At 58.2% G+C, this 20,827-nt stretch carries 19 protein-coding genes; 3 read left to right on the top strand and 16 right to left on the bottom strand.

Annotated features, from left to right (window positions below; translation table 11 throughout):
* Positions 1 to 78: 78 nt before the first annotated feature.
* Positions 79 to 288 carry a cold-shock protein gene (locus AOA61_RS05265; RefSeq protein ID WP_002554837.1) on the top strand — a complete coding sequence of 70 codons (210 nt, stop codon included), beginning with the start codon at positions 79 to 81 and terminating at the stop codon, positions 286 to 288.
* A gap of 211 nt (positions 289 to 499) precedes the next feature.
* On the opposite strand, the gene rpoS is transcribed toward AOA61_RS05265, so the two are convergent.
* The 8 genes from rpoS to AOA61_RS05225 all read right to left on the bottom strand — a co-directional run bounded on the left by rpoS (position 500) and on the right by AOA61_RS05225 (position 7,617).
* On the bottom strand, positions 500 to 1,504 hold the full coding sequence (rpoS, locus tag AOA61_RS05260) for an RNA polymerase sigma factor RpoS (RefSeq protein WP_032891629.1): 1,005 nt from the start codon (positions 1,502 to 1,504) through the stop codon (positions 500 to 502).
* 105 nt (positions 1,505 to 1,609) lie between these two features.
* Positions 1,610 to 2,446, bottom strand: coding sequence for a peptidoglycan DD-metalloendopeptidase family protein (locus tag AOA61_RS05255; RefSeq protein WP_032891630.1), 837 nt, complete (start codon positions 2,444 to 2,446; stop codon positions 1,610 to 1,612).
* A 207-nt stretch (positions 2,447 to 2,653) separates the two neighbouring features.
* On the bottom strand, positions 2,654 to 3,289 hold the full coding sequence (locus tag AOA61_RS05250) for a protein-L-isoaspartate(D-aspartate) O-methyltransferase (RefSeq protein ID WP_169899534.1): 636 nt from the start codon (positions 3,287 to 3,289) through the stop codon (positions 2,654 to 2,656).
* A gap of 41 nt (positions 3,290 to 3,330) precedes the next feature.
* The gene (surE, locus tag AOA61_RS05245) at positions 3,331 to 4,080 is read right to left on the bottom strand and encodes a 5'/3'-nucleotidase SurE (protein ID WP_099601279.1); all 750 of its coding nucleotides are present in this window, start codon (positions 4,078 to 4,080) and stop codon (positions 3,331 to 3,333) included.
* Positions 4,068 to 5,126, bottom strand: coding sequence for a tRNA pseudouridine(13) synthase TruD (gene truD, locus AOA61_RS05240; protein ID WP_032891632.1), 1,059 nt, complete (start codon positions 5,124 to 5,126; stop codon positions 4,068 to 4,070). The genes surE and truD overlap by 13 nt, the downstream gene beginning before the upstream one ends.
* A complete protein-coding gene (ispF, locus tag AOA61_RS05235; protein WP_032891633.1) occupies positions 5,123 to 5,596 on the bottom strand; it encodes a 2-C-methyl-D-erythritol 2,4-cyclodiphosphate synthase in 474 nt (157 codons plus the stop codon). The genes truD and ispF overlap by 4 nt, the downstream gene beginning before the upstream one ends.
* Before the next feature lie 54 nt (positions 5,597 to 5,650).
* A complete protein-coding gene (gene fghA, locus AOA61_RS05230) occupies positions 5,651 to 6,496 on the bottom strand; it encodes an S-formylglutathione hydrolase (protein ID WP_032891634.1) in 846 nt (281 codons plus the stop codon).
* Between the two features lie 8 nt (positions 6,497 to 6,504).
* On the bottom strand, positions 6,505 to 7,617 hold the full coding sequence (locus AOA61_RS05225; RefSeq protein WP_032891635.1) for an S-(hydroxymethyl)glutathione dehydrogenase/class III alcohol dehydrogenase: 1,113 nt from the start codon (positions 7,615 to 7,617) through the stop codon (positions 6,505 to 6,507).
* 110 nt (positions 7,618 to 7,727) lie between these two features.
* Here AOA61_RS05225 and AOA61_RS05220 point away from each other — a divergent pair, with 110 nt between their 5' ends.
* Both AOA61_RS05220 and AOA61_RS05215 read left to right on the top strand, forming a co-directional pair.
* Complete coding sequence (locus tag AOA61_RS05220; protein ID WP_099601278.1) at positions 7,728 to 8,654, top strand: LysR substrate-binding domain-containing protein; 927 nt, start codon at positions 7,728 to 7,730, stop codon at positions 8,652 to 8,654.
* 138 nt (positions 8,655 to 8,792) lie between these two features.
* Complete coding sequence (locus AOA61_RS05215) at positions 8,793 to 9,248, top strand: hypothetical protein (protein ID WP_099601277.1); 456 nt, start codon at positions 8,793 to 8,795, stop codon at positions 9,246 to 9,248.
* 138 nt (positions 9,249 to 9,386) lie between these two features.
* On the opposite strand, the gene ispD is transcribed toward AOA61_RS05215, so the two are convergent.
* The 8 genes from ispD to dnaE form a co-directional block, all read right to left on the bottom strand.
* On the bottom strand, positions 9,387 to 10,094 hold the full coding sequence (ispD, locus tag AOA61_RS05210; protein ID WP_032891639.1) for a 2-C-methyl-D-erythritol 4-phosphate cytidylyltransferase: 708 nt from the start codon (positions 10,092 to 10,094) through the stop codon (positions 9,387 to 9,389).
* Positions 10,091 to 10,369, bottom strand: a complete 279-nt coding sequence (gene ftsB, locus AOA61_RS05205; protein ID WP_003231201.1) for a cell division protein FtsB — start codon at positions 10,367 to 10,369, stop codon at positions 10,091 to 10,093. Before ftsB ends, ispD begins: the two co-directional genes overlap by 4 nt.
* Positions 10,370 to 10,540: 171 nt before the next feature.
* Entirely contained in the window at positions 10,541 to 11,830 is a 1,290-nt protein-coding gene (gene eno / locus AOA61_RS05200; protein ID WP_032891640.1) for a phosphopyruvate hydratase, read from the bottom strand.
* A 157-nt stretch (positions 11,831 to 11,987) separates the two neighbouring features.
* Entirely contained in the window at positions 11,988 to 12,833 is an 846-nt protein-coding gene (kdsA, locus tag AOA61_RS05195) for a 3-deoxy-8-phosphooctulonate synthase (RefSeq protein WP_010563535.1), read from the bottom strand.
* Positions 12,834 to 12,838: 5 nt separating this feature from the next.
* Complete coding sequence (locus AOA61_RS05190; RefSeq protein WP_032891641.1) at positions 12,839 to 14,470, bottom strand: CTP synthase; 1,632 nt, start codon at positions 14,468 to 14,470, stop codon at positions 12,839 to 12,841.
* 273 nt (positions 14,471 to 14,743) lie between these two features.
* Positions 14,744 to 16,054 (bottom strand): tRNA lysidine(34) synthetase TilS, encoded by a 1,311-nt coding sequence (tilS, locus tag AOA61_RS05185; RefSeq protein WP_099601276.1) that lies wholly within the window; start codon positions 16,052 to 16,054, stop codon positions 14,744 to 14,746.
* A 161-nt stretch (positions 16,055 to 16,215) separates the two neighbouring features.
* Positions 16,216 to 17,163, bottom strand: a complete 948-nt coding sequence (locus AOA61_RS05180) for an acetyl-CoA carboxylase carboxyltransferase subunit alpha (RefSeq protein ID WP_003172288.1) — start codon at positions 17,161 to 17,163, stop codon at positions 16,216 to 16,218.
* Between the two features lie 128 nt (positions 17,164 to 17,291).
* Complete coding sequence (gene dnaE / locus AOA61_RS05175; protein WP_032891643.1) at positions 17,292 to 20,813, bottom strand: DNA polymerase III subunit alpha; 3,522 nt, start codon at positions 20,811 to 20,813, stop codon at positions 17,292 to 17,294.
* Positions 20,814 to 20,827 lie beyond the last annotated feature (14 nt).

The raw sequence follows: 20,827 nt of genomic DNA, 5'->3' as shown, positions 1-20,827 counted from the left end.
ATTTTTCCTGCTCTTTGCACTCAGTCTCGGCCAGGGCTTTTCCTGAGTCGCAGTTAACTTTGTCCAAGGAGATACACCATGTCTAATCGCCAAACTGGTACCGTTAAGTGGTTCAACGATGAAAAAGGCTTCGGCTTCATCACTCCACAATCCGGTGACGACCTGTTCGTTCACTTCAAAGCTATCCAATCCGACGGCTTCAAAAGCCTGAAAGAAGGCCAACAGGTTTCTTTCATCGCTACCCGCGGTCAGAAAGGCATGCAAGCTGAAGAAGTTCAAGTTATCTAACTTGTACTGACTTAGTCGAAAAGACCCCGCCCTTAAAAGCGGGGTTTTTTTATGCCTGGGATTTGGTATTCGCACCAACTTTATGCCCGGCACAAAAAATGTGGGAGGGGGCTTGCCTCCGATGGCGGCGTAGCAGTCGATACTTGCATTGACTGACAAACCGCTATCGGGGGCAAGCCCCCTCCCACATTCAAGCATTCAAGCCGTGTCGTTATTGAAACAACGACTCACTCGACAAGCCATTCTTCTCCAGGATCTCGCGCAAGCGCTTAAGCCCTTCCACCTGGATCTGCCGCACCCGCTCACGGGTCAGGCCGATCTCCAGGCCTACGTCCTCCAGGGTGCTGCTCTCATGGCCGCGCAGGCCGAAGCGGCGAATTACCACCTCACGCTGCTTGTCCGTGAGCTCCGACAACCACTGGTCAATACTTTGGGACAGATCATCGTCCTGCAACAGCTCGCAGGGATCTGTAGGCCGATCATCCGTCAGGGTATCCAACAGGGTTTTATCCGAATCCGGACCCAGCGAGACATCGACCGAAGACACACGCTCGTTAAGGCCCAGCATGCGCTTGACCTCCCCTACCGGTTTTTCCAGCAGGTTGGCGATTTCTTCGGGCGAGGGTTCATGATCGAGTTTTTGAGTGAGCTCACGCGCTGCCCGCAGGTAGACGTTGAGCTCCTTAACCACATGGATCGGCAACCGGATCGTGCGGGTTTGATTCATGATCGCCCGTTCGATGGTCTGGCGGATCCACCAGGTAGCATAGGTTGAAAAGCGGAAGCCCCGCTCTGGGTCAAACTTCTCCACCGCGCGGATCAAGCCCAGATTGCCCTCCTCGATGAGGTCCAACAAGGACAACCCACGATTGACGTAGCGTCGGGCGATTTTCACCACTAGGCGCAGGTTGCTTTCAATCATGCGCTTGCGCCCAGCCGGATCCCCCTTTTGCGACAACCGCGCAAAATGGACTTCTTCTTCGGGGGTAAGCAGGGGGGAAAAGCCGATTTCATTGAGATACAGCTGGGTCGCGTCGAGCGCCCGTGTGTAATCAATGTATTTATGCTGCTTTAAAGCGGTAGAGTTCTTGGATTTGGTACGAACTGAAGGTGTTGCAGGTCCCTCATTCGACATCGATTCCATAGCGATACCGGTCTCCATAAGGAGAACCTCATCGTCGATGTCAAACTCCGGCGCTTCTTTACTGAGAGCCATTGTTATAGTCCTTTGGTGAGTTCGACCTCAAGCTCAAGCGACGCCTTTATCCTTGGCAACGCTGGAGCCTGTTCCTTCTACGTGAGGGAACAGGCTGGCAACACATCAACGACGGGGTAAGAATTGCAGCGGATCTACAGGCTTCCCTTGACGGCGAATCTCAAAGTGCAGTTTCACCCGGTCTGTACCCGTTGAACCCATTTCGGCAATTGTCTGTCCGACTTTGACCTGCTGCCCCTCCCGAACCAACAGCCTGCGGTTATGACCGTAAGCACTGACGTAGGTATCGCTGTGTTTGATGATGACCAGCTCGCCGTAGCCCCGTAAACCACTCCCGGCGTACACCACCGTCCCATCAGACGCAGCTAAAACAGGCTGTCCCAAATCACCGGCGATATCAATGCCTTTATTCAAACTACCGTTTGAAGAGAATTTTCCAATTAATACTCCGTTTGAGGGCCATCCCCAGCCCGTCGGAGCAGGCCCGGCAGGCGGCAACGGCGCGGCTGTTGGCTTGCCTGAGGCCGCCGGGACAGCAGTGCCGGCAGGGCGTGTAATGATGGTGGTTTTGCTAGAAGACGACGGCGAAGATCCTGTGTTTGTCACAACCGTCGTAGGCGTGGAACCGGTGCGACCGTCAAAGCGAATCGTCTGACCCGGATGTATGGTGTAAGGCACAGGAATATTGTTACGAGCTGCTAGTGCCTTGTAATCCCACCCGTAACGGAAGGCGATTGAGAACATCGTGTCGCCTTTGCGCACCACATATTGCCCGGTGGTTACCGTGGGCTTTTGCGGTGCCGCACTATTACGATCAACGACCCGTGCGCCGCTGCTTGGCGAGCTGGAACAGCCGACCAACAAGGAACCGAAGACAAGGCCAAGCACCAGTCGTTGAAAACTTGTTTTACCCATACGCTGCGCAAGACCTGTGAGACTCACCCGCCGCTCCCTTTGTGGTGGCTGAACATGAATGCCTGTATCAGGCTTGAAATATGTCGCAAGTATAACTGGGCACTGAAGTTTTACCGGCACGCGACTGAAACGAATCATTCAGCGTGTTGAATCACCGCACCTATCATGTTGACTTGATAAACCCCGCCGTAAGACAAATCCCCGCCCGCAGAATTCAGTAGCGTCGAAAATTCGTCAGGCCAGCGGTCCGTTGAGCAACGGAACAAAACGTACGGCGCCCAATACATGCCGGGAAAAACCGTCGTCCTCACGGACAATAAGCATCAATTGTTGCACTTCGCCGGAACCGACCGGGATGACCAGGCGCCCGCCTGGGGCCAATTGGTCGAGCAACGCTTGCGGAACATCGGTGGCCACGGCGGTGACGATAATGCCGTTGTACGGCGCCAGCGCCGGCCAGCCTTCCCAGCCATCGCCCCAGCGAAATACCACGTTACGCAAGTTCAGCTCCACCAGGCGCTCCTTGGCACGGTCTTGCAGCACCTTGATGCGCTCCACCGAGAACACGCGCTCCACCAACTGCGACAGCACGGCGGTCTGGTAGCCGGAACCGGTGCCGATCTCCAGCACCTTGTCCAGCGGGCCCGCCGCCAGCAGCAGCTCGCTCATGCGCGCCACCATGTAGGGCTGGGAGATGGTCTGGTTATGGCCAATCGGCAACGCCGTATCTTCATAAGCGCGATGGGCCAGGGCTTCATCGACAAACAAATGACGAGGGGTGCGGCGGATCACTTCCAACACCTGAGCGTTGGACAACCCCTCTTCATAAAGGCGCTGGATCAAACGCTCACGGGTGCGCTGGGAGGTCATACCGATGCCACGACGCAGCAGGTCGTCTTGTTCACGAGCCATCAGCGCAATCCCTCCAGCCAGACTTCAAGACCACTGAAGGCATCGCTGAAGGTGCGGTCGAATTGCAACGGAGTAATCGACACATAACCCTGCATCACCGCGTGAAAGTCCGTGCCCTCGCCACCGTCTTCGGCATCGCCAGCTGCCGCTATCCAATAGCCTTCCTTGCCACGCGGGTCGACCACCTTCAACGGGGCCGCCGCACGGGCACGGTGGCCAAGACGTGTCAGCTTGACGCCGCGAATGTGATCGAGGGGCAAATTGGGAATATTGACGTTGAGCACCGTGCGCGGCGGCAGGTCCAGGGAGGCATGAGCCTCCACCAACTTGCGTGCGAAATAGGCGGCGGTGGGCAAATTGTCCAGTTGCCGCGAGGCAAACGAAAAAGCGAACGAGGTACGACCCAGAAAGCGCCCTTCAAGCGCTGCCGCCACGGTGCCGGAATACAGCACATCATCGCCCAGGTTGGCGCCGAGGTTGATGCCCGACACCACCAGGTCCGGCTCTTGATCCAACAGGCTGTTGATCGCCAGGTGCACGCAGTCGGTGGGCGTGCCGTTGACACTGATAAAGCCATTGGCCAGAACCTGCGGGTGCAGGGGACGGTCGAGCGTCAGCGAACTGCTGGCGCCGCTCTTGTCCTGGTCGGGGGCAACCACCACGCACTCGGCGTAATCTTCCAGCGCAGCATAGAGCGCAGCAAGACCGGGTGCGGTGGCACCGTCATCATTTGATATCAGAATACGCATGGGCTGTCCGTCTGCCCCACCGGCACCAGATCAACGAGCTCGCGCACCAAGACAGTGGCGAAGCATCCGGCCGGTAGGACGAATTCCAATTGCAGAATGTCAGGCCCGGGATAATGCCACGTCAACCCGCCAATGGGCAGTCGCAGAATGCGACGTTCCTGGCTCATGCCGGCATTCACCAGCCAATCACGCAGGTCGGCTTCACCGGCGGCAACCGCCTGCTCCAACTCAAACGTGGCGCCCGTCGCCGGAGAATCACCCTCGCCCCACTGCGGGCCGGTGGGGTGCAGATCCAGGATCGCCAGGCGCGGGTCGCTGCACTCAGCCTCACCCGCCGGAAAAAAACTGCGGCTGTCAGTAAACGCCAGCAGATCACCCACTTGCGCACGCTGCCAGGAACCGTCGGCGACGCGCGCCGCCAGTACTTTGTTGAAGAGGAAACTACGCGCCGTAGACAACAACCGCGAACGCACATTGCGCTGCTCCGGCAGTGCCTTGCGCGCAGCCCATCCACGGGCGTCGACAACGTTGCCACCGTCGTGGCCGAAACGCTGGGTGCCGAAATAGTTGGGAATGCCGTGCTGGGCAATCAGTTGCAGGCGCGCGTCGATGGCGGCGGTATCACCCACCAGTTGGGTCAGGCGCAAGGTGAATCCATTGGCCGCGTGCGCGCCGCGTTGCAGCTTGCGCTTGTGACGGGCAGTCTTGAGGATCTTGAGCGTGTCGTTTTCAGCAGTGCTCATGTCCGGGTCGGCCTTGCCCGGCAGTTGCACGCTGAACCATTGGCGGGTCAGCGCCTGACGGTCCTTGAGACCGGCATAGCTGACGGTGCGCAACGGCACACCGGCGGCCTTGGCGATACGGCGCGCAGCTTCCTCGGTGTTGAGGCCACGTTTTTCCACCCACAGCCAAAGGTGCTCGCCCTCGCCGGTCAGCGGGATATCCAGCACTTCGTCCACCTGAAAATCTTCGGCAGTGGCCTTCAGGACGGCGCTGCCCAAAGCTTCGCCGTAGGCACGCGGGCCCAGCAGTTCCAGATCATTCATGCGCGCAGCAACAAGGCGACGGAGTGCACCGCAATGCCCTCTTCACGACCGGTAAACCCGAGCTTTTCGGTGGTGGTGGCTTTCACGTTCACTTGATCCAATTCAATTTGCAGGTCTGCGGCAATCAGTGCACGCATTGATTCGATATGGGGCGCCATCTTCGGCGCCTGGGCCACGATAGTGTTGTCGACGTTACCGACCTTCCAGCCCTTGGCGTGGATCAGGCTGACCACGTGGCGAAGCAATACACGGCTGTCAGCGCCCTTGAAGGTGGGGTCGGTGTCCGGAAAATGCTTGCCGATATCACCCAACGCCGCCGCGCCGAGCAAGGCATCGCTCAAGGCATGCAAGACAACGTCGCCGTCGGAATGAGCCAGCAACCCATGGTGGTGTGCAATGCGCACGCCGCCCAGGGTGATGAAATCGCCTTCAGCGAAACGGTGCACATCGTAGCCGTGGCCAATACGCATAAAAAAACGCCCCGATTTAATTCAGGGCGTGATTCTACCTACTTTTGCCTCACATTAACCGAGCAAAGCGCGGCCATGGTGTCGCAAATGGTCTTCGATGAAGCTGGCGATGAAGAAGTAGCTGTGGTCATAGCCGGGTTGCAGGCGCAGTTCCAGCGGATGCTTGGCCGCCTTGGCCGCTTGCTGCAAGGCCTCAGGCTTGAGCTGCACCGCGAGGAAATCATCGCGATCGCCCTGATCAACCAGCAAGGGCAGCTTTTCCGAGGCTTCGCTGATCAATACGCAGGCATCCCATTCACGCCACTTAGAGCGCTCTTCACCCAGGTAACGGGAGAAGGCTTTCTGGCCCCACGGGCAATCCATCGGGTTATTGATAGGCGAAAACGCCGACACCGACAGATAACGTCCGGGGTTGCGCAACGCACACACCAGTGCGCCGTGTCCGCCCATGGAGTGGCCGCTGATACCACGCTTGTCCGAAGCGGGGAAATGCGCTTCAACCAAAGCAGGCAATTCCTGCACCACATAGTCATGCATCCGATAATGCTTGGCCCATGGTTCCTGGGTGGCATTCAGGTAAAAGCCAGCGCCCAGGCCAAAGTCCCAGGCGTTATCCGGATCACCCGGGACACCGGGACCGCGAGGGCTGGTATCCGGCGCCACGATGATCAGCCCCAGCTCGGCGGCCATGCGTTGCGCGCCAGCCTTCTGCATGAAGTTCTCATCGGTGCAGGTCAACCCGGAGAGCCAATACAACACCGGCAGCTTGCCGCCCTGCTCCGCTTGCGGCGGCAGGTAAACGGCGAAGGTCATGTCGCAATCGAGCACATCGGAATGATGCTTGTAGCGTTTATGCCAGCCGCCGAAGCTCTTCTGGCAGGACAGGTTTTCCAGACTCATGGGCGACCTCAGAAGTGGATGACGGTACGAATGCTCTTGCCTTCATGCATCAGGTCAAACGCTTTGTTGATGTCTTCCAGGCCCATGGTATGGGTAATGAACGTGTCCAGCGGGATTTCGCCGGTCTGGGCCATTTCCACGTAGCTTGGCAACTCGCTACGACCGCGTACGCCGCCGAATGCCGAGCCGCGCCAGACGCGACCGGTCACCAACTGGAATGGGCGCGTAGCGATTTCCTGGCCCGCACCGGCCACACCGATGATCACCGACTCGCCCCAACCTTTGTGGCAGCACTCAAGGGCAGCACGCATCAGTTGCACGTTGCCGATGCACTCGAAGGAAAAATCCACACCGCCGTCAGTCAAATCAACAATCACGTCCTGGATCGGGCGATCGTATTCTTTCGGGTTGATGCAGTCGGTGGCGCCCAATTGCTTGGCGATTTCGAACTTGGCCGGGTTGATGTCGATGGCAATGATGCGACCGGCCTTGGCTTTCACCGCGCCAATAATGGCCGACAGACCAATTCCACCGAGACCGAAAATGGCCACGGTGTCGCCCGGCTTGACCTTGGCAGTGTTGATCACCGCGCCAATACCGGTGGTAACGCCACAGCCCAGCAAGCAGACTTTTTCCAGCGGCGCTTCTTTAGGAATCTTGGCCACGGAAATTTCCGGCAGCACGGTGTACTCGGAGAAGGTCGAGGTGCCCATGTAGTGGAAAATCGGCTGACCCTTGTAGGAAAAACGCGTGGTGCCATCTGGCATCAGGCCTTTGCCTTGGGTGGCTCGAATGGCTTGGCACAGGTTGGTCTTGCCCGACAGGCAGAATTTGCACTTGCCACATTCCGGGGTGTACAGCGGGATGACATGGTCGCCGACGGCAACTGAAGTCACACCCTCGCCAATCGCTTCAACCACCGCACCGCCCTCGTGGCCGAGAATCGATGGAAAGATGCCTTCCGGGTCAGCACCCGACAGGGTGTAAGCGTCGGTGTGGCATACGCCGGAGGCCACAACGCGCAGCAGGACTTCGCCAGCCTTGGGCATGGCGACATCCACTTCAACAATCTCAAGGGGTTTCTTGGCTTCGAAGGCGACGGCGGCACGGGACTTAATCATCCGGTATTTCTCCAGGGCGTTAAAAATTGAGAGGGAGAGTGTAAAACATGGCTTACTGATTAATAATCCAGCCAAAAGCAAAACATTATTGCTGTACAGGGACAATCATGATGTCGGAGAACCGCTGGGAAGGCATCGACGAGTTCGTCGCCGTGGCTGAATGCAGTCAATTTACAGCTGCCGCCGAGCGCCTGGGGGTGTCGTCGTCCCATATCAGTCGCCAAGTCGCACGCTTGGAGGAACGGCTGCAGACACGGTTGCTTTATCGCAGTACACGCAAAGTGACCCTGACCGAAGCCGGGCAAACCTTCCTCCAGCATTGCCAACGCTTGCAGGACGGCCGCGAAGAAGCATTGCGGGCGGTGGGCGACTTGACCAGCGAGCCAAAAGGCATGTTGCGCATGACGTGCGCCGTGGCTTATGGCGAGCGATTTATCGTGCCTTTGGTGACGCGGTTCATGGGGCTTTACCCGCAGTTGCGGGTGGATATCGAACTGAGCAACCGCCAGCTCGATCTGGTACACGAAGGCCTGGACCTGGCAATTCGCTTGGGGCGCCTCTCAGACTCAAGAATGGTTGCCAGCCGTCTCGCGCCGCGGCGCATGTATTTGTGTGCATCGCCGTCCTATCTCGAACGCTATGGGCGCCCCCATAGCTTGTCGGAATTGAGTCGGCATAACTGCCTGATTGGCAGCTCGGATATCTGGCAACTGGCTCAGGACGGCCGGGAGTTTTCCCAGCGGGTGCAGGGAAACTGGCGTTGCAACAGTGGACAAGCGGTGCTGGATGCTGCATTGCAGGGCGTGGGATTGTGCCAACTGCCGGATTATTACGTGCTGGAACATTTGCGCAATGGTGCACTGGTGTCGCTGCTGGAAGCGCATCAGCCGCCGAATACAGCGGTGTGGGCGCTGTATCCGCAGCAACGGCATTTGTCGCCAAAGGTGCGCAGTTTGGTGGATTACCTAAAAGAAGGCCTATCAAACAGGACAGAATACAAAGCCTCTGACGCCCTGTTCTCCCATGACCTCATATGATGACCAGCGCTACTGTCAACTCTGACAGTAGTGAGCAAAGATGAATGGTGGTTCCCTACGGTTTCACTGCTGGCGCTGCATCATCAATTTTACGGTGCTGCCCAGTGAGGCCTATCAAGATGACGCAGGGAAACTGCCATGAAAAATGTAAACACCGCAGATATCGAAAAGCAGCTTGAACAGAACATAGCTTCATATAAAAAGCACAAAGTCGATTCAGAGGGTTCAGCCGACTTAAGGATCGAAAGTACTGAACGCTATGCGACCAAAGACGCACATTTTTATCAATTCGACAATCATGAAGTGATTCAGATAGGAGTGCCCGCAACAGACCCTGAAGCCCCCGGTCATCCGGTAATCATAGATATTTTTTCTTTTAGCCCACCCTTTGAATCGGGAAGTTTCGATCTCAGCACCGGATTCCCCATCCGGCTAAACGTTCACCATCCTTTGCTACGCGACGCCAAAATGAAGCATGGCAACTTGGAACTGACAGTAGAAGATAGACAACTAAATGGCCGCCTCAGCTGCGAGTTCACCCATGAACACCTTGAACTTAGAATGAACACGGCATTCGCGATCACAAAACCATAGGAAGACGACGTATCAATAATCGGTGCTACGCGCGACCGGTGCCCATGACAGCGGTATGGGCACTTTCAGGTCAAACATACCGAAGATGAAGACGCCGCCGAGAGCAGCGTTTGCCTGGCACAGCCTCTCAGCCAACAATCACTGCCGATTTGCCCAGCGTAACCGTAACCACTCCAGATCCTCGGGCCGGGTCACCTTGATATTGTCCGAACGCCCCTCAATTAACCGCGGCGCCTGACCGGACCATTCCATTGCCGAGGCCTCATCGGTGATGACCGCATCCGCTACCAGGCTATCAGCCAAGGCACGATGCAACGCACCGAGTCGGAACATCTGCGGCGTGTACGCTTGCCAGATCAGGCTGCGGTCGACGGTTTCATCGACACGACCGTGTTTGTCGGCGCGCTTTAGGGTATCGCGGGCCGGGACGGCCAGTAGGCCACCGACAGCATCATCGGCCAGTTCGCTTAACAGTTTGTCGAGATCATCGCGGCTTAAATTGGGCCTGGCGGCGTCGTGCACCAGCACCCAGTCGTCATCGCTCGCGCCCAGGGCATTGAGGTGCAACAGAGCGTTTAGCACCGAACCCGAGCGCTCCGAACCGCCGTCCGCACGCTGTATACGTGGATCAATGGCGCATGCCAGGTTGGGCCAATAAGGGTCATCCATGGCAAGGCTGACCACCAACCCCTTGAGATTGGGGTGGTCGAGAAAACAGTAGAGGCTGTGTTCAAGAATAGTGCGCCCGCCCAGTTGCAAATATTGCTTGGGACGGTCCGCAGCCATACGGGCACCGACGCCCGCGGCAGGAATTACGGCCCAGAAGGCCGGCAAACTGTTGCTCATTGGGCCAACTGGTAGAGGGTTTCGCCCTCCTTGACCATGCCCAGTTCGTGACGAGCCCGCTCTTCAACGGTCTCCGTGCCTTTTTTCAACTCAAGCACTTCAGCGTCCAGGACGCGGTTGCGCTCCAGCAGGATCTCATTTTCGGCGTGCTGTGCAGCAATTTGCTCAGTCAGGTCTTTTACCTGCGCGAAGCTGCCATTACCCACCCACAGGCGGTACTGCAGGCCAGCCAGCAACAAGAGCAAGACGAGGAACAACCAATTGGGACTGCGCATCGAATATCGGGTATCCAGTGAAAAAAGACAGCCATGCATAACTTTTGAAGCAACTGATAGCACGAAGCCTGGAAGAACCAGGCTTGTGCTTGATAGCCATCAGATTAGCGCCGAAATGTTCACTATCGTGAACTTTCCGACGCAATCCGCCGACTTTTTACCATTTACAGATTAGCCGCGAAACTCGCCGCGACCGTTGTACTTGGCTTTGCCAGCCAGTTGCTCTTCGATACGCAGCAATTGGTTGTACTTGGAAACGCGATCGGAACGGCACAGCGAACCGGTCTTGATCTGGCCCGCCGAAGTGCCTACAGCCAGGTCGGCGATGGTCGAATCTTCGGTTTCGCCGGAGCGGTGGGAGATCACGGCGGTGTAGCCCGCAGCCTTGGCCATCTGAATGGCTTCCAGGGTTTCGGTCAAGGTGCCGATCTGGTTGAACTTGATCAGGATCGAGTTGGCGATCTTTTTATCGATGCCTTCTTTCAGGATCTTGGTGTTGGTCACGAACAGATCGTCGCCCACCAATTGGACTTTCTCGCCGATCTTGTCGGTGAGGATTTTCCAGCCGTCCCAATCGGACTCATCCAGGCCGTCTTCGATCGAGATGATCGGATAGCGCTGGGTCAGGCCCTTCAGGTACTCAGCAAAACCTTCGGAGTTGAACACTTGGCCTTCGCCGGACAAATTGTATTTGCCGTCTTCGTAGAACTCGCTGGCCGCGCAGTCCAGGGCCAGGGTCACGTCAGTGCCCAGCTTGTAGCCAGCGTTGGCCACGGCTTCGGAGATCACTTTCAGCGCATCTTCGTTGGATGCCAGGTTTGGAGCGAAGCCACCTTCGTCGCCTACAGCAGTGCTCAGGCCACGGGCCTTCAGAACAGCTTTCAGGTGATGGAAGATCTCGGTACCCATGCGCAAGCCTTCGGAGAAGGTCTTGGCGCCAACCGGCTGCACCATGAATTCCTGGATGTCGACGTTGTTATCAGCGTGCTCGCCACCGTTGATGATGTTCATCATCGGCACCGGCATCGAGTAAACACCCGGAGTGCCGTTCAGGTTGGCGATGTGAGCGTACAGCGGCAAGTCCTGGTCCTGGGCAGCAGCCTTGGCAGCGGCCAGGGAGACGGCGAGGATAGCGTTAGCGCCCAGGCTACCTTTGTTTTCGGTGCCGTCGAGCTTGATCATCGCGTGGTCCAGAGCTTTCTGGTCCAGCGGATCCTTGCCCAGCAACAGGTCACGGATCGGGCCGTTAATGTTGGCTACAGCCTTGAGTACACCCTTGCCCAGGTAACGGCTCTTGTCGCCATCACGCAGTTCCAGCGCTTCGCGCGAACCGGTAGAAGCACCGGACGGCGCGCAGGCGCTGCCGATGATGCCGTTATCGAGAAGCACGTCGGCTTCGACGGTGGGGTTGCCACGGGAGTCGAGAACTTCACGACCTTTGATGTCGACGATTTTTGCCATTGTTGTAAACACTCCAAAGTTGACGAAAACGACGCAGCTGAAGGGAAACTTTTGACCGACCGCAAGGGTGGAACAACGGGGCAGGCTTGCAGGCGACAAGGCTCAGGCCCAAGGGCCTGAACAGAAAACGTGGGAAAGTCTACCGGAGAAACGACGCTTACGCGGTCTCTACTGTCGGAAAACTCTTGACCAGTTCGTCCAACTGCTTGAGCTGGGCCAGGAATGGCTCCAGCTTGTCCAGGCGCAGGGCGCATGGACCGTCGCATTTGGCATTATCCGGGTCCGGGTGGGCCTCCAGGAAAAGGCCAGCCAGGGACTGGCTGATGCCGGCCTTGGCCAGGTCCAGCACCTGGGCACGGCGCCCGCCTGCGGAATCGGCGCGACCACCGGGCATTTGCAGCGCGTGGGTCACGTCGAAGAACACGGGGTATTCGAACTGCTTCATGATGCCGAAACCGAGCATGTCCACCACGAGATTGTTGTAGCCGAAGCTCGAACCACGCTCGCAGAGGATCAACTGGTCGTTACCCGCTTCCACACACTTGTTCAGGATGTGCTTCATCTCCTGAGGTGCGAGGAACTGGGCTTTCTTGATATTGATCACTGCGCCGGTCTTAGCCATCGCGACGACCAGATCGGTCTGACGCGACAGGAAGGCCGGCAACTGGATGATGTCGCACACCTCGGCGACCACGGCAGCCTGTTCAGGCTCGTGGACGTCGGTGATGATCGGCACGCCGAAGGCTTGTTTGATGTCCTGGAAGATCCGCATGCCTTCTTCAAGGCCTGGGCCGCGGTAGGACGTTACGGACGAGCGATTGGCCTTGTCGAAGCTGGCCTTGAACACGTAAGGGATACCCAATTTCTGGGTAACCTTGACGTACTCTTCACAGACCTGCATCGCCATGTCGCGGCTTTCCAGCACGTTCATGCCGCCGAACAGCACCATGGGCTTGTCGTTGGCAATCTCGATGTCGCCTACGCGAATGATCTTCTGGGCCATCAGGTTTACGCCTTCTTCTGATGTTGCGTCAGTGCAGCTTTGACAAAACCGCTGAACAACGGGTGACCGTCGCGTGGAGTCGAGGTGAACTCTGGGTGGAACTGGCAAGCGACGAACCATGGATGATCCGGTGCTTCGACCACCTCAACCAGCGCGCCATCACCGGAGCGACCGGAGATTTTCAGGCCGGCTTCTTTGATTTGCGGCAGCAGGTTGTTGTTCACTTCGTAACGGTGACGGTGACGCTCGACGATCACGTCCTTGCCGTAGCAATCGTGAACCAGCGAGCCCGGCTCCAGCAGGCAATCCTGCGCGCCAAGGCGCATGGTGCCGCCCAGGTCGGAGCTTTCGGTACGGGTTTCAACAGCGCCGGTGGCGTCTTCCCACTCGGTAATCAGGCCCACGACCGGGTGACCGCTCTTGCTGTCAAACTCGGTGGAGTTGGCGTCTTTCCAGCCAAGCACGTTGCGGGCGAACTCGATAACCGCCACTTGCATGCCCAGGCAGATACCCAGGTACGGCACCTTGTTCTCACGAGCGTACTGTACGGCGGTGATCTTGCCTTCCACGCCACGCAGGCCGAAACCGCCTGGAACGAGGATTGCGTCAACACCTTCGAGCAGCGCGGTGCCCTGGTTCTCGATGTCTTCGGAGTCGATGTAGCGCAGATTGACCTTGGTACGGTTGCTGATACCCGCGTGGCTCATCGCTTCGATCAGCGACTTGTACGCGTCCAGCAGCTCCATGTACTTGCCGACCATGGCGATGGTGACTTCGTGCTCAGGGTTGAGCTTGGCGTCAACCACAGCTTCCCACTCGGACAGGTCCGCACCGTTGCATTGCAGGCCGAAACGCTCGACCACAAAATCGTCCAGGCCTTGCGAGTGCAGGATGCCCGGGATCTTGTAGATGGTGTCGGCGTCTTCTAGGGCGATCACCGCACGTTCTTCAACGTTGGTGAACTGCGCGATCTTGCGACGCGAGGAAATGTCGATCGGGTGATCGGAGCGGCACACCAGCACGTCCGGCTGCAGGCCGATGGAACGCAGTTCCTTGACCGAGTGCTGCGTAGGCTTGGTTTTGGTTTCGCCAGCGGTGGCGATGTACGGCACCAACGTGAGGTGCATCAGCATCGCGCGCTTGGCGCCGACTTCGAAACGCAACTGGCGGATAGCTTCGAGGAATGGCTGGGATTCGATGTCACCCACGGTGCCACCGATCTCGACCATCGCCACGTCGGCATCGCCTGCACCCTTGATGATGCGGCGCTTGATTTCATCGGTAATGTGCGGAATCACCTGGATGGTTGCACCCAGGTAGTCACCACGGCGCTCTTTGCGCAGAACGTGCTCGTAGACACGGCCGGTGGTGAAGTTGTTGTTCTGGGTCATGGTCGTGCGGATGAACCGCTCGTAGTGGCCCAGGTCCAGGTCGGTCTCGGCGCCGTCGTGTGTGACGAACACTTCACCATGCTGGAACGGGCTCATGGTGCCCGGGTCGACGTTGATGTACGGGTCCAGCTTGAGCATGGTGACTTTAAGCCCCCGCGCCTCCAGGATGGCCGCCAATGAAGCGGAGGCAATGCCTTTCCCCAATGAAGAAACAACACCGCCCGTGACGAATATGTAGCGCGTCATGAAAAACCCTAGAAGTCTGCGTTAAAGCGGTCCGAGCCGCCGGGGAAAGCGAAGAGAGGCCGAAGCCCCCGATCACCAGCATTAATCACAGTGCACCTTTCAAAAAAACCGCCGCGTTGTGACAGACCAGCAGTGAAACACCGGTGCGTTGATCGCTACACATTTTTTGGAATCGCCCAGCAAAGACGGCTTGGTAATCGGCAACTGCTGCGATTCAGGCGAATCCACAGAAGTTGTATCAAGAAGGGAGCGTAGTCTACCGGAAAGGCTCTATCAGCTCAAACCTTGATCGCAGCTCTGTGGCATCCAATGCAATTTCCAGCCATCACTCGGCGAGGCCCAGAGTCCAGTGAGGTTGGGCACGCCGAGCAATTGCTCGCCCTGATACAGCAGCGGCAATCTGCCACGGACGAAGCCCGGCACTCCATGCTCATTGAGCAGGCGCTTCAGGTCACGCCGGCCTCGGCCTGGCACTTCAAGCATTTCACCGCCCTGGCGATAACGGACCTCCAGCGGGACTTCGGGCACCTTGCCGATAATTTCCAGCAGGCCATTGCCGGGTAACTCTAGTGGGTTTTGCGGGCGAGGCCAGCTCACCGACGCGCGGGAAAATTCCGACCAGGCGCGAGACAACCACCAGATGCGTTCGCCACAACGGTGCAATTCTCCATCGGCCAGGCGCCACAAGGGCTGTGCGTCGCCCTTGGCATCGCGTAGGGAATACCAGCCAGCCCAGTGGTCGGTGTCGGGCAACCGGGTCAGCGGCGCCAGCCAATGGCGTAGGACGTTGCGCTGACGAGCATCGGAAAAATCGCGCAGTGGGCCGAGGGCCAATGACGGCAAAGGCAGCCAAGGAAACCGTGAAGGTTGATCCGCGGCTTGTAGGTCCATGCTGGCTAACTCACGCAGCAATGCCTGGGCTTCACCGAAGTGTTCGGCAGTGCGGGCCAGGCTGGAGACGGCTTGGGGCCAACGCTCCGTCAATGTCGGGATCACGCGGTGACGCAGGTAATTACGGGAGAAGCGTGGATCGGCGTTGGAAGGATCTTCAATCCACTTGAGTTGATAATCAGCGGCATAGGCTTCCAACTCGGCGCGCGAGACATCCAGCAACGGCCGCACCAAATGGCCACCCGCCAATGGACGGTGCACAGGCATTGCCGCCGCCCCCCGCACGCCGGCCCCGCGCAACAGGCGAAACAGCAGGGTTTCAGCCTGATCGTCGCGATGCTGGCCCGTGAGCAACACCTCCCCTGCCCCGATCACCTCGGTAAACGCCCTGTAACGTGCATCACGCGCTGCACGCTCAAGGCTGGCGCCGGGCTGCACCTGCACACGCTTTACGCGCAGGGGCACGCCCAGCCTGTCGCAAATGGACTGGCAATGGCTCGGCCAGGTGTCGGCGGCGGATTGCAGGCCATGGTGGACATGGACAGCGCTTAGAGGCGGAAGGGCTTCGGCGTTGGCCAGGAGATGCAGCAGGACAGTGGAATCAAGACCACCAGAGAAGGCGATATGCCAAGCCGGGGCTTTGCGCCAAGGGGCTAGGGCGTGCAGGAGTTTGGCGGATAAAGTCGGTTTCATCACAGGTTACCGCCGCAAATCTGGAATACCCAAGCCAAGCATACACAAAGCAAATGTGGGAGGGGGCTCGCCCCCGATAGCGGAGCATCAGCCAGTGAATACAGTGACTGACACTCAGCAATCGGGGGCAAGCCCCCTCCCACAGTAGTACCGCTGCGGCCTTAGAGGCCGTAGCTCATTAGGCGTTCGTAACGACGGGCCAGCAGCGCCTCGTTGTCCAGTTTTTTGAGCATCGCAAGCTGCGAACCCAACTCGGCACGGATAGTCGCGGCGGCAGCAGCCGGGTCGCGGTGGGCGCCGCCCAATGGCTCGGCGATCACTTTGTCCACGATACCAAGGCCCTTGAGGCGATCAGCAGTGATGCCCATGGCTTCGGCAGCGTCCGGTGCCTTTTCTGCAGTCTTCCACAGGATCGAGGCGCAACCTTCTGGCGAGATCACCGCGTAGGTCGAATATTGCAGCATGTTCAGTTGGTCGCAGACGCCAATGGCCAATGCACCGCCGGAACCGCCTTCACCAATCACCGTGGCAATGATCGGGGTTTTCAGGCGAGACATGACGCGCAGGTTCCAGGCAATCGCTTCGCTCTGGTTGCGTTCTTCAGCGTCGATACCTGGGTATGCACCCGGCGTGTCGATGAAGGTCAGGATGGGCATCTTGAAGCGCTCAGCCATTTCCATCAAACGGCAAGCCTTACGATAGCCTTCCGGACGCGGCATGCCGAAGTTGCGGCGGACTTTCTCGCGCACTTCACGGCCTTTCTGGTGACCAATCACCATTACCGGCTGGTCGTCCAGGCGAGCGATACCGCCCACGATAGCCGCGTCGTCGGAGAAGTGGCGATCGCCATGCAACTCGTCGAACTCGGTGAAAATGTGCTGAATGTAGTCCAGGGTGTACGGACGGCGCGGGTGGCGGGCCAGGCGCGCGATCTGCCAGCTGGTCAGCTTGCCGAAGATGTCTTCGGTGAGCGTGCTGCTCTTGTCTTGCAGGCGAGCGATCTCATCGCCGATATTCAGCGAATTGTCATTGCCGACCAGGCGCAGCTCTTCGATCTTGGCTTGCAGGTCAGCGATCGGCTGTTCGAAATCAAGAAAATTCGGGTTCATAAGCGTCCGTCTTGGGTCGACGGCCAGGGAGTGCCTGGCCAGCCGGTTGTCTGTTCGCGCCCTACCTTAAGGGAGAGGCGCGTTCAGGTCGAGATTAAATGTTCAGCCGAGGTCAGACGTTCTGACCGTCAGCGGTATTGGAGGAAGACGTTGTCTCGACCGAACTGGTCACGCAAAGCTTGAATCAAGCCATCAGCAGGATCAATTCGCCAGGTCTCGCCGAACTGCAACATCGCCTTGGCGTCGTCGCCGGTGTACTCCATGGTCACCGGGCATGCGCCACGGTGACGCTTGAGCAAGTCACCCAGCCAGCGTAGCTGATCGCCCTTGAGCGCCTCGGTCTTGACCTTCAAGCGCAGGCTTTCAGCCAGGTTGGTGCGCGCATCTTCCATGCTCATCACCCGCTTGATACGCAGGCGCAGGCCACCGGAGAAGTCATCGTTGCTGACCTCCCCTTCCACAACCACCATGGCATCGGTCTGCAGCAGCGACTGCGCCGAATGGAAGGCATCGGCAAACAGCGAAGCTTCGATACGGCCCGAGCGGTCATCGAGAGTGATGAAACCCATCTTGTCGCCCTTCTTATTTTTCATCACCCGCAGGGCGATAATCATGCCGGCGACGGTTTGGGTGTCCCGCGCCGGTTTCAGGTCGATGATGCGCTGACGGGCGAAACGGCGGATCTCGCCTTCGTATTCGTCAATCGGGTGACCGGTGAGGTACAGGCCCAAGGTGTCTTTTTCACCCTTAAGGCGCTCCTTGAGGGTCAACTCTTTGGCCTTGCGGTGATTGCCGTACACGTCCGCGTCTTCTTCGACGAACAACCCGCCAAACAGGTCGGCGTGGCCGCTATCATGGGTACGGGCGGTCTGCTCGGCAGCTTTGATCGCTTCTTCCATGGCAGTGAGCAGCACCGCGCGGTTGCGGTCGATATTTGCCTGGTAGGCCTTCGGCTCATCGTGAAAGTAAGGGCCGAGACGGTCCAGCGCACCGCTGCGGATCAAGCCATCAAGGGTTCGCTTGTTGATGCGCTTGAGGTCAACCCGCGCGCAGAAGTCGAACAGATCCTTGAACGGCCCGTCCTGACGCGCTTCGGTAATCGCCTCCACTGGGCCTTCGCCCACGCCTTTGATCGCGCCCAGGCCATAGATGATGCGGCCTTCGTCATTCACCGTGAACTTGAACTCCGAGGCGTTCACGTCAGGCGCGTCGAGGCGCAGCTTCATGGTGCGCACTTCCTCGATCAAGGTCACAACCTTGTCGGTGTTGTGCATGTCCGCAGAAAGTACCGCAGCCATGAACGGCGCCGGGTAGTGGGCTTTCAGCCAGGCGGTCTGGTAAGACACCAGGCCGTAGGCGGCGGAGTGAGATTTGTTGAAACCATAACCGGCGAATTTTTCCACTAGGTCAAAAATGTTACCGGCCAGATCGGCGTCGATATTGTTGGTGGCGCAACCCTCAATGAAACCGCCGCGCTGCTTGGCCATTTCCTCGGGTTTCTTTTTACCCATGGCTCGACGCAGCATGTCCGCACCGCCGAGGGTGTAGCCCGCCATCACCTGAGCGATCTGCATCACCTGTTCCTGGTACAGGATGATGCCGTAGGTTGGCGCCAGCACAGGCTTGAGGCCTTCGTACTGGTAGTCGGAGTGCGGGTAGGCCAGTTCGGCGCGGCCGTGCTTACGGTTGATGAAGTCGTCAACCATGCCCGACTGCAGCGGGCCCGGACGGAACAGGGCCACCAGTGCGATCAAGTCTTCCAGGCAGTCGGGCTTGAGCTTTTTGATCAGCTCTTTCATGCCCCGCGACTCAAGCTGGAACACAGCTGTTGTTTCAGCTTTTTGCAGCAATTGGTAAGTCGGCTTGTCATCCAACGGGATGAACGCAATATCCAGCGGCTCTTCGTCGACCTTGGCGCGCTCGCGGTTGATGGTCTTCAGCGCCCAGTCGATGATCGTCAGGGTCCGCAGGCCGAGGAAGTCGAACTTCACCAGGCCGGCCGCCTCAACGTCGTCCTTGTCGAACTGGGTAACCAGGCCGCCGCCTTCTTCATCGCAATAGATCGGCGAAAAGTCAGTGAGTTTGGTCGGCGCGATCACTACGCCACCGGCGTGTTTACCGACGTTACGCACGATACCTTCGAGCTTGCGCGCCATGTCCCAGATCTCGGCGGCCTCCTCATCGATCTTGATGAAGTCACGCAGGATTTCTTCCTGCTCGTAGGCCTTTTCCAGGGTCATGCCGACTTCGAACGGGATCATCTTCGACAGCCGGTCGGCCAGGCCGTAGGACTTGCCCTGCACCCGGGCCACGTCGCGGATTACAGCCTTGGCCGCCATGGAACCGAAAGTGATGATCTGGCTTACCGCGTTGCGGCCGTATTTCTCGGCCACGTATTCGATCACGCGGTCGCGACCGTCCATGCAGAAGTCGACGTCGAAGTCGGGCATGGAAACCCGTTCCGGGTTCAGGAACCGTTCGAACAGCAAGTCATATTCAAGAGGGTCGAGGTCGGTAATCTTCTGCACATACGCCACCAGCGAGCCGGCACCCGACCCACGGCCAGGGCCTACGGGCACGCCGTTGCTTTTCGCCCACTGGATGAAGTCCATTACGATCAGGAAGTAACCGGGGAACCCCATCTGGATGATGATATCCAGCTCGAAATTCAGCCGGTCGACATACACCTGGCGCTTGGCTTCGTAGTCTTCAGTGGTGTCCTTGGGCAACAGCACGGAAAGCCGTTCTTCCAGGCCATCGAACGACACCTTGCGGAAATATTCATCGATGGTCATGCCATCGGGAATCGGGAAGTTGGGCAGGAAGTGCGTACCCAGCTTCACTTCAATGTTGCAGCGCTTGGCGATCTCGACAGAGTTTTCCAGGGCCTCGGGCAAGTCGCTGAACAACTCGGCCATCTCTTCGGCGCTTTTGAGGTATTGCTCTTCGCTGTAATTTTTCGAGCGGCGCGGGTCATCCAGGGCCCGGCCTTCACCGATGCACACACGGGTTTCGTGGGCTTCGAAATCTTCTTTCTTGATAAAGCGCACGTCGTTGGTGGCGACCAGTGGCGCGCCCAGCTTTTCGGCCAGGGCAACGGCGGCGTGCAGATGTTCTTCATCATTGGGGCGATTGGTGCGCTGCACTTCAAGGTAGAAACGGTCGGGGAAGACCTGCATCCACTCCTTCGCCAGCACTTCGGCTTCCTGGGGATTGCCCCCCAGCAGTGCGAGACCAATCTCCCCCTCTTTAGCGGCCGACAGCATGATCAGGCCTTCGCTGGCCTCGGCAACCCATTCACGCTCGATAATGATCGAACCGTTGCGTTGACCATCGATGAAGCCACGGGAGATCAGTTCAGTGAGGTTGCGATAACCCACGCCGTTCATCGCCAAAAGGCTGATGCGGCTCAGCGCGTTATCCGGATCTTTGTTGGACAGCCACAGGTCGGCACCGCAGATAGGCTTGATGCCGGCCCCCATGGCGTTCTTGTAGAACTTGACCAGGGAACACATGTTGTTCTGATCGGTAACCGCCACCGCGGGCATGTTCATGCCCACCAGGGTTTTGACCAGAGGCTTGATCCGTACCAGGCCGTCGACCAGGGAGTACTCAGTGTGCAGGCGTAGGTGAACGAATGAAGCCGGCATAGTGATCCTGTCTT

This window comes from Pseudomonas sp. 2995-1 (genome assembly GCF_002742505.1).
Lineage (GTDB): Bacteria > Pseudomonadota > Gammaproteobacteria > Pseudomonadales > Pseudomonadaceae > Aquipseudomonas > Aquipseudomonas sivasensis.
Note: the sequence above shows the minus strand (reverse complement) of the source record. Positions and strands in the feature narration are given on the sequence as shown.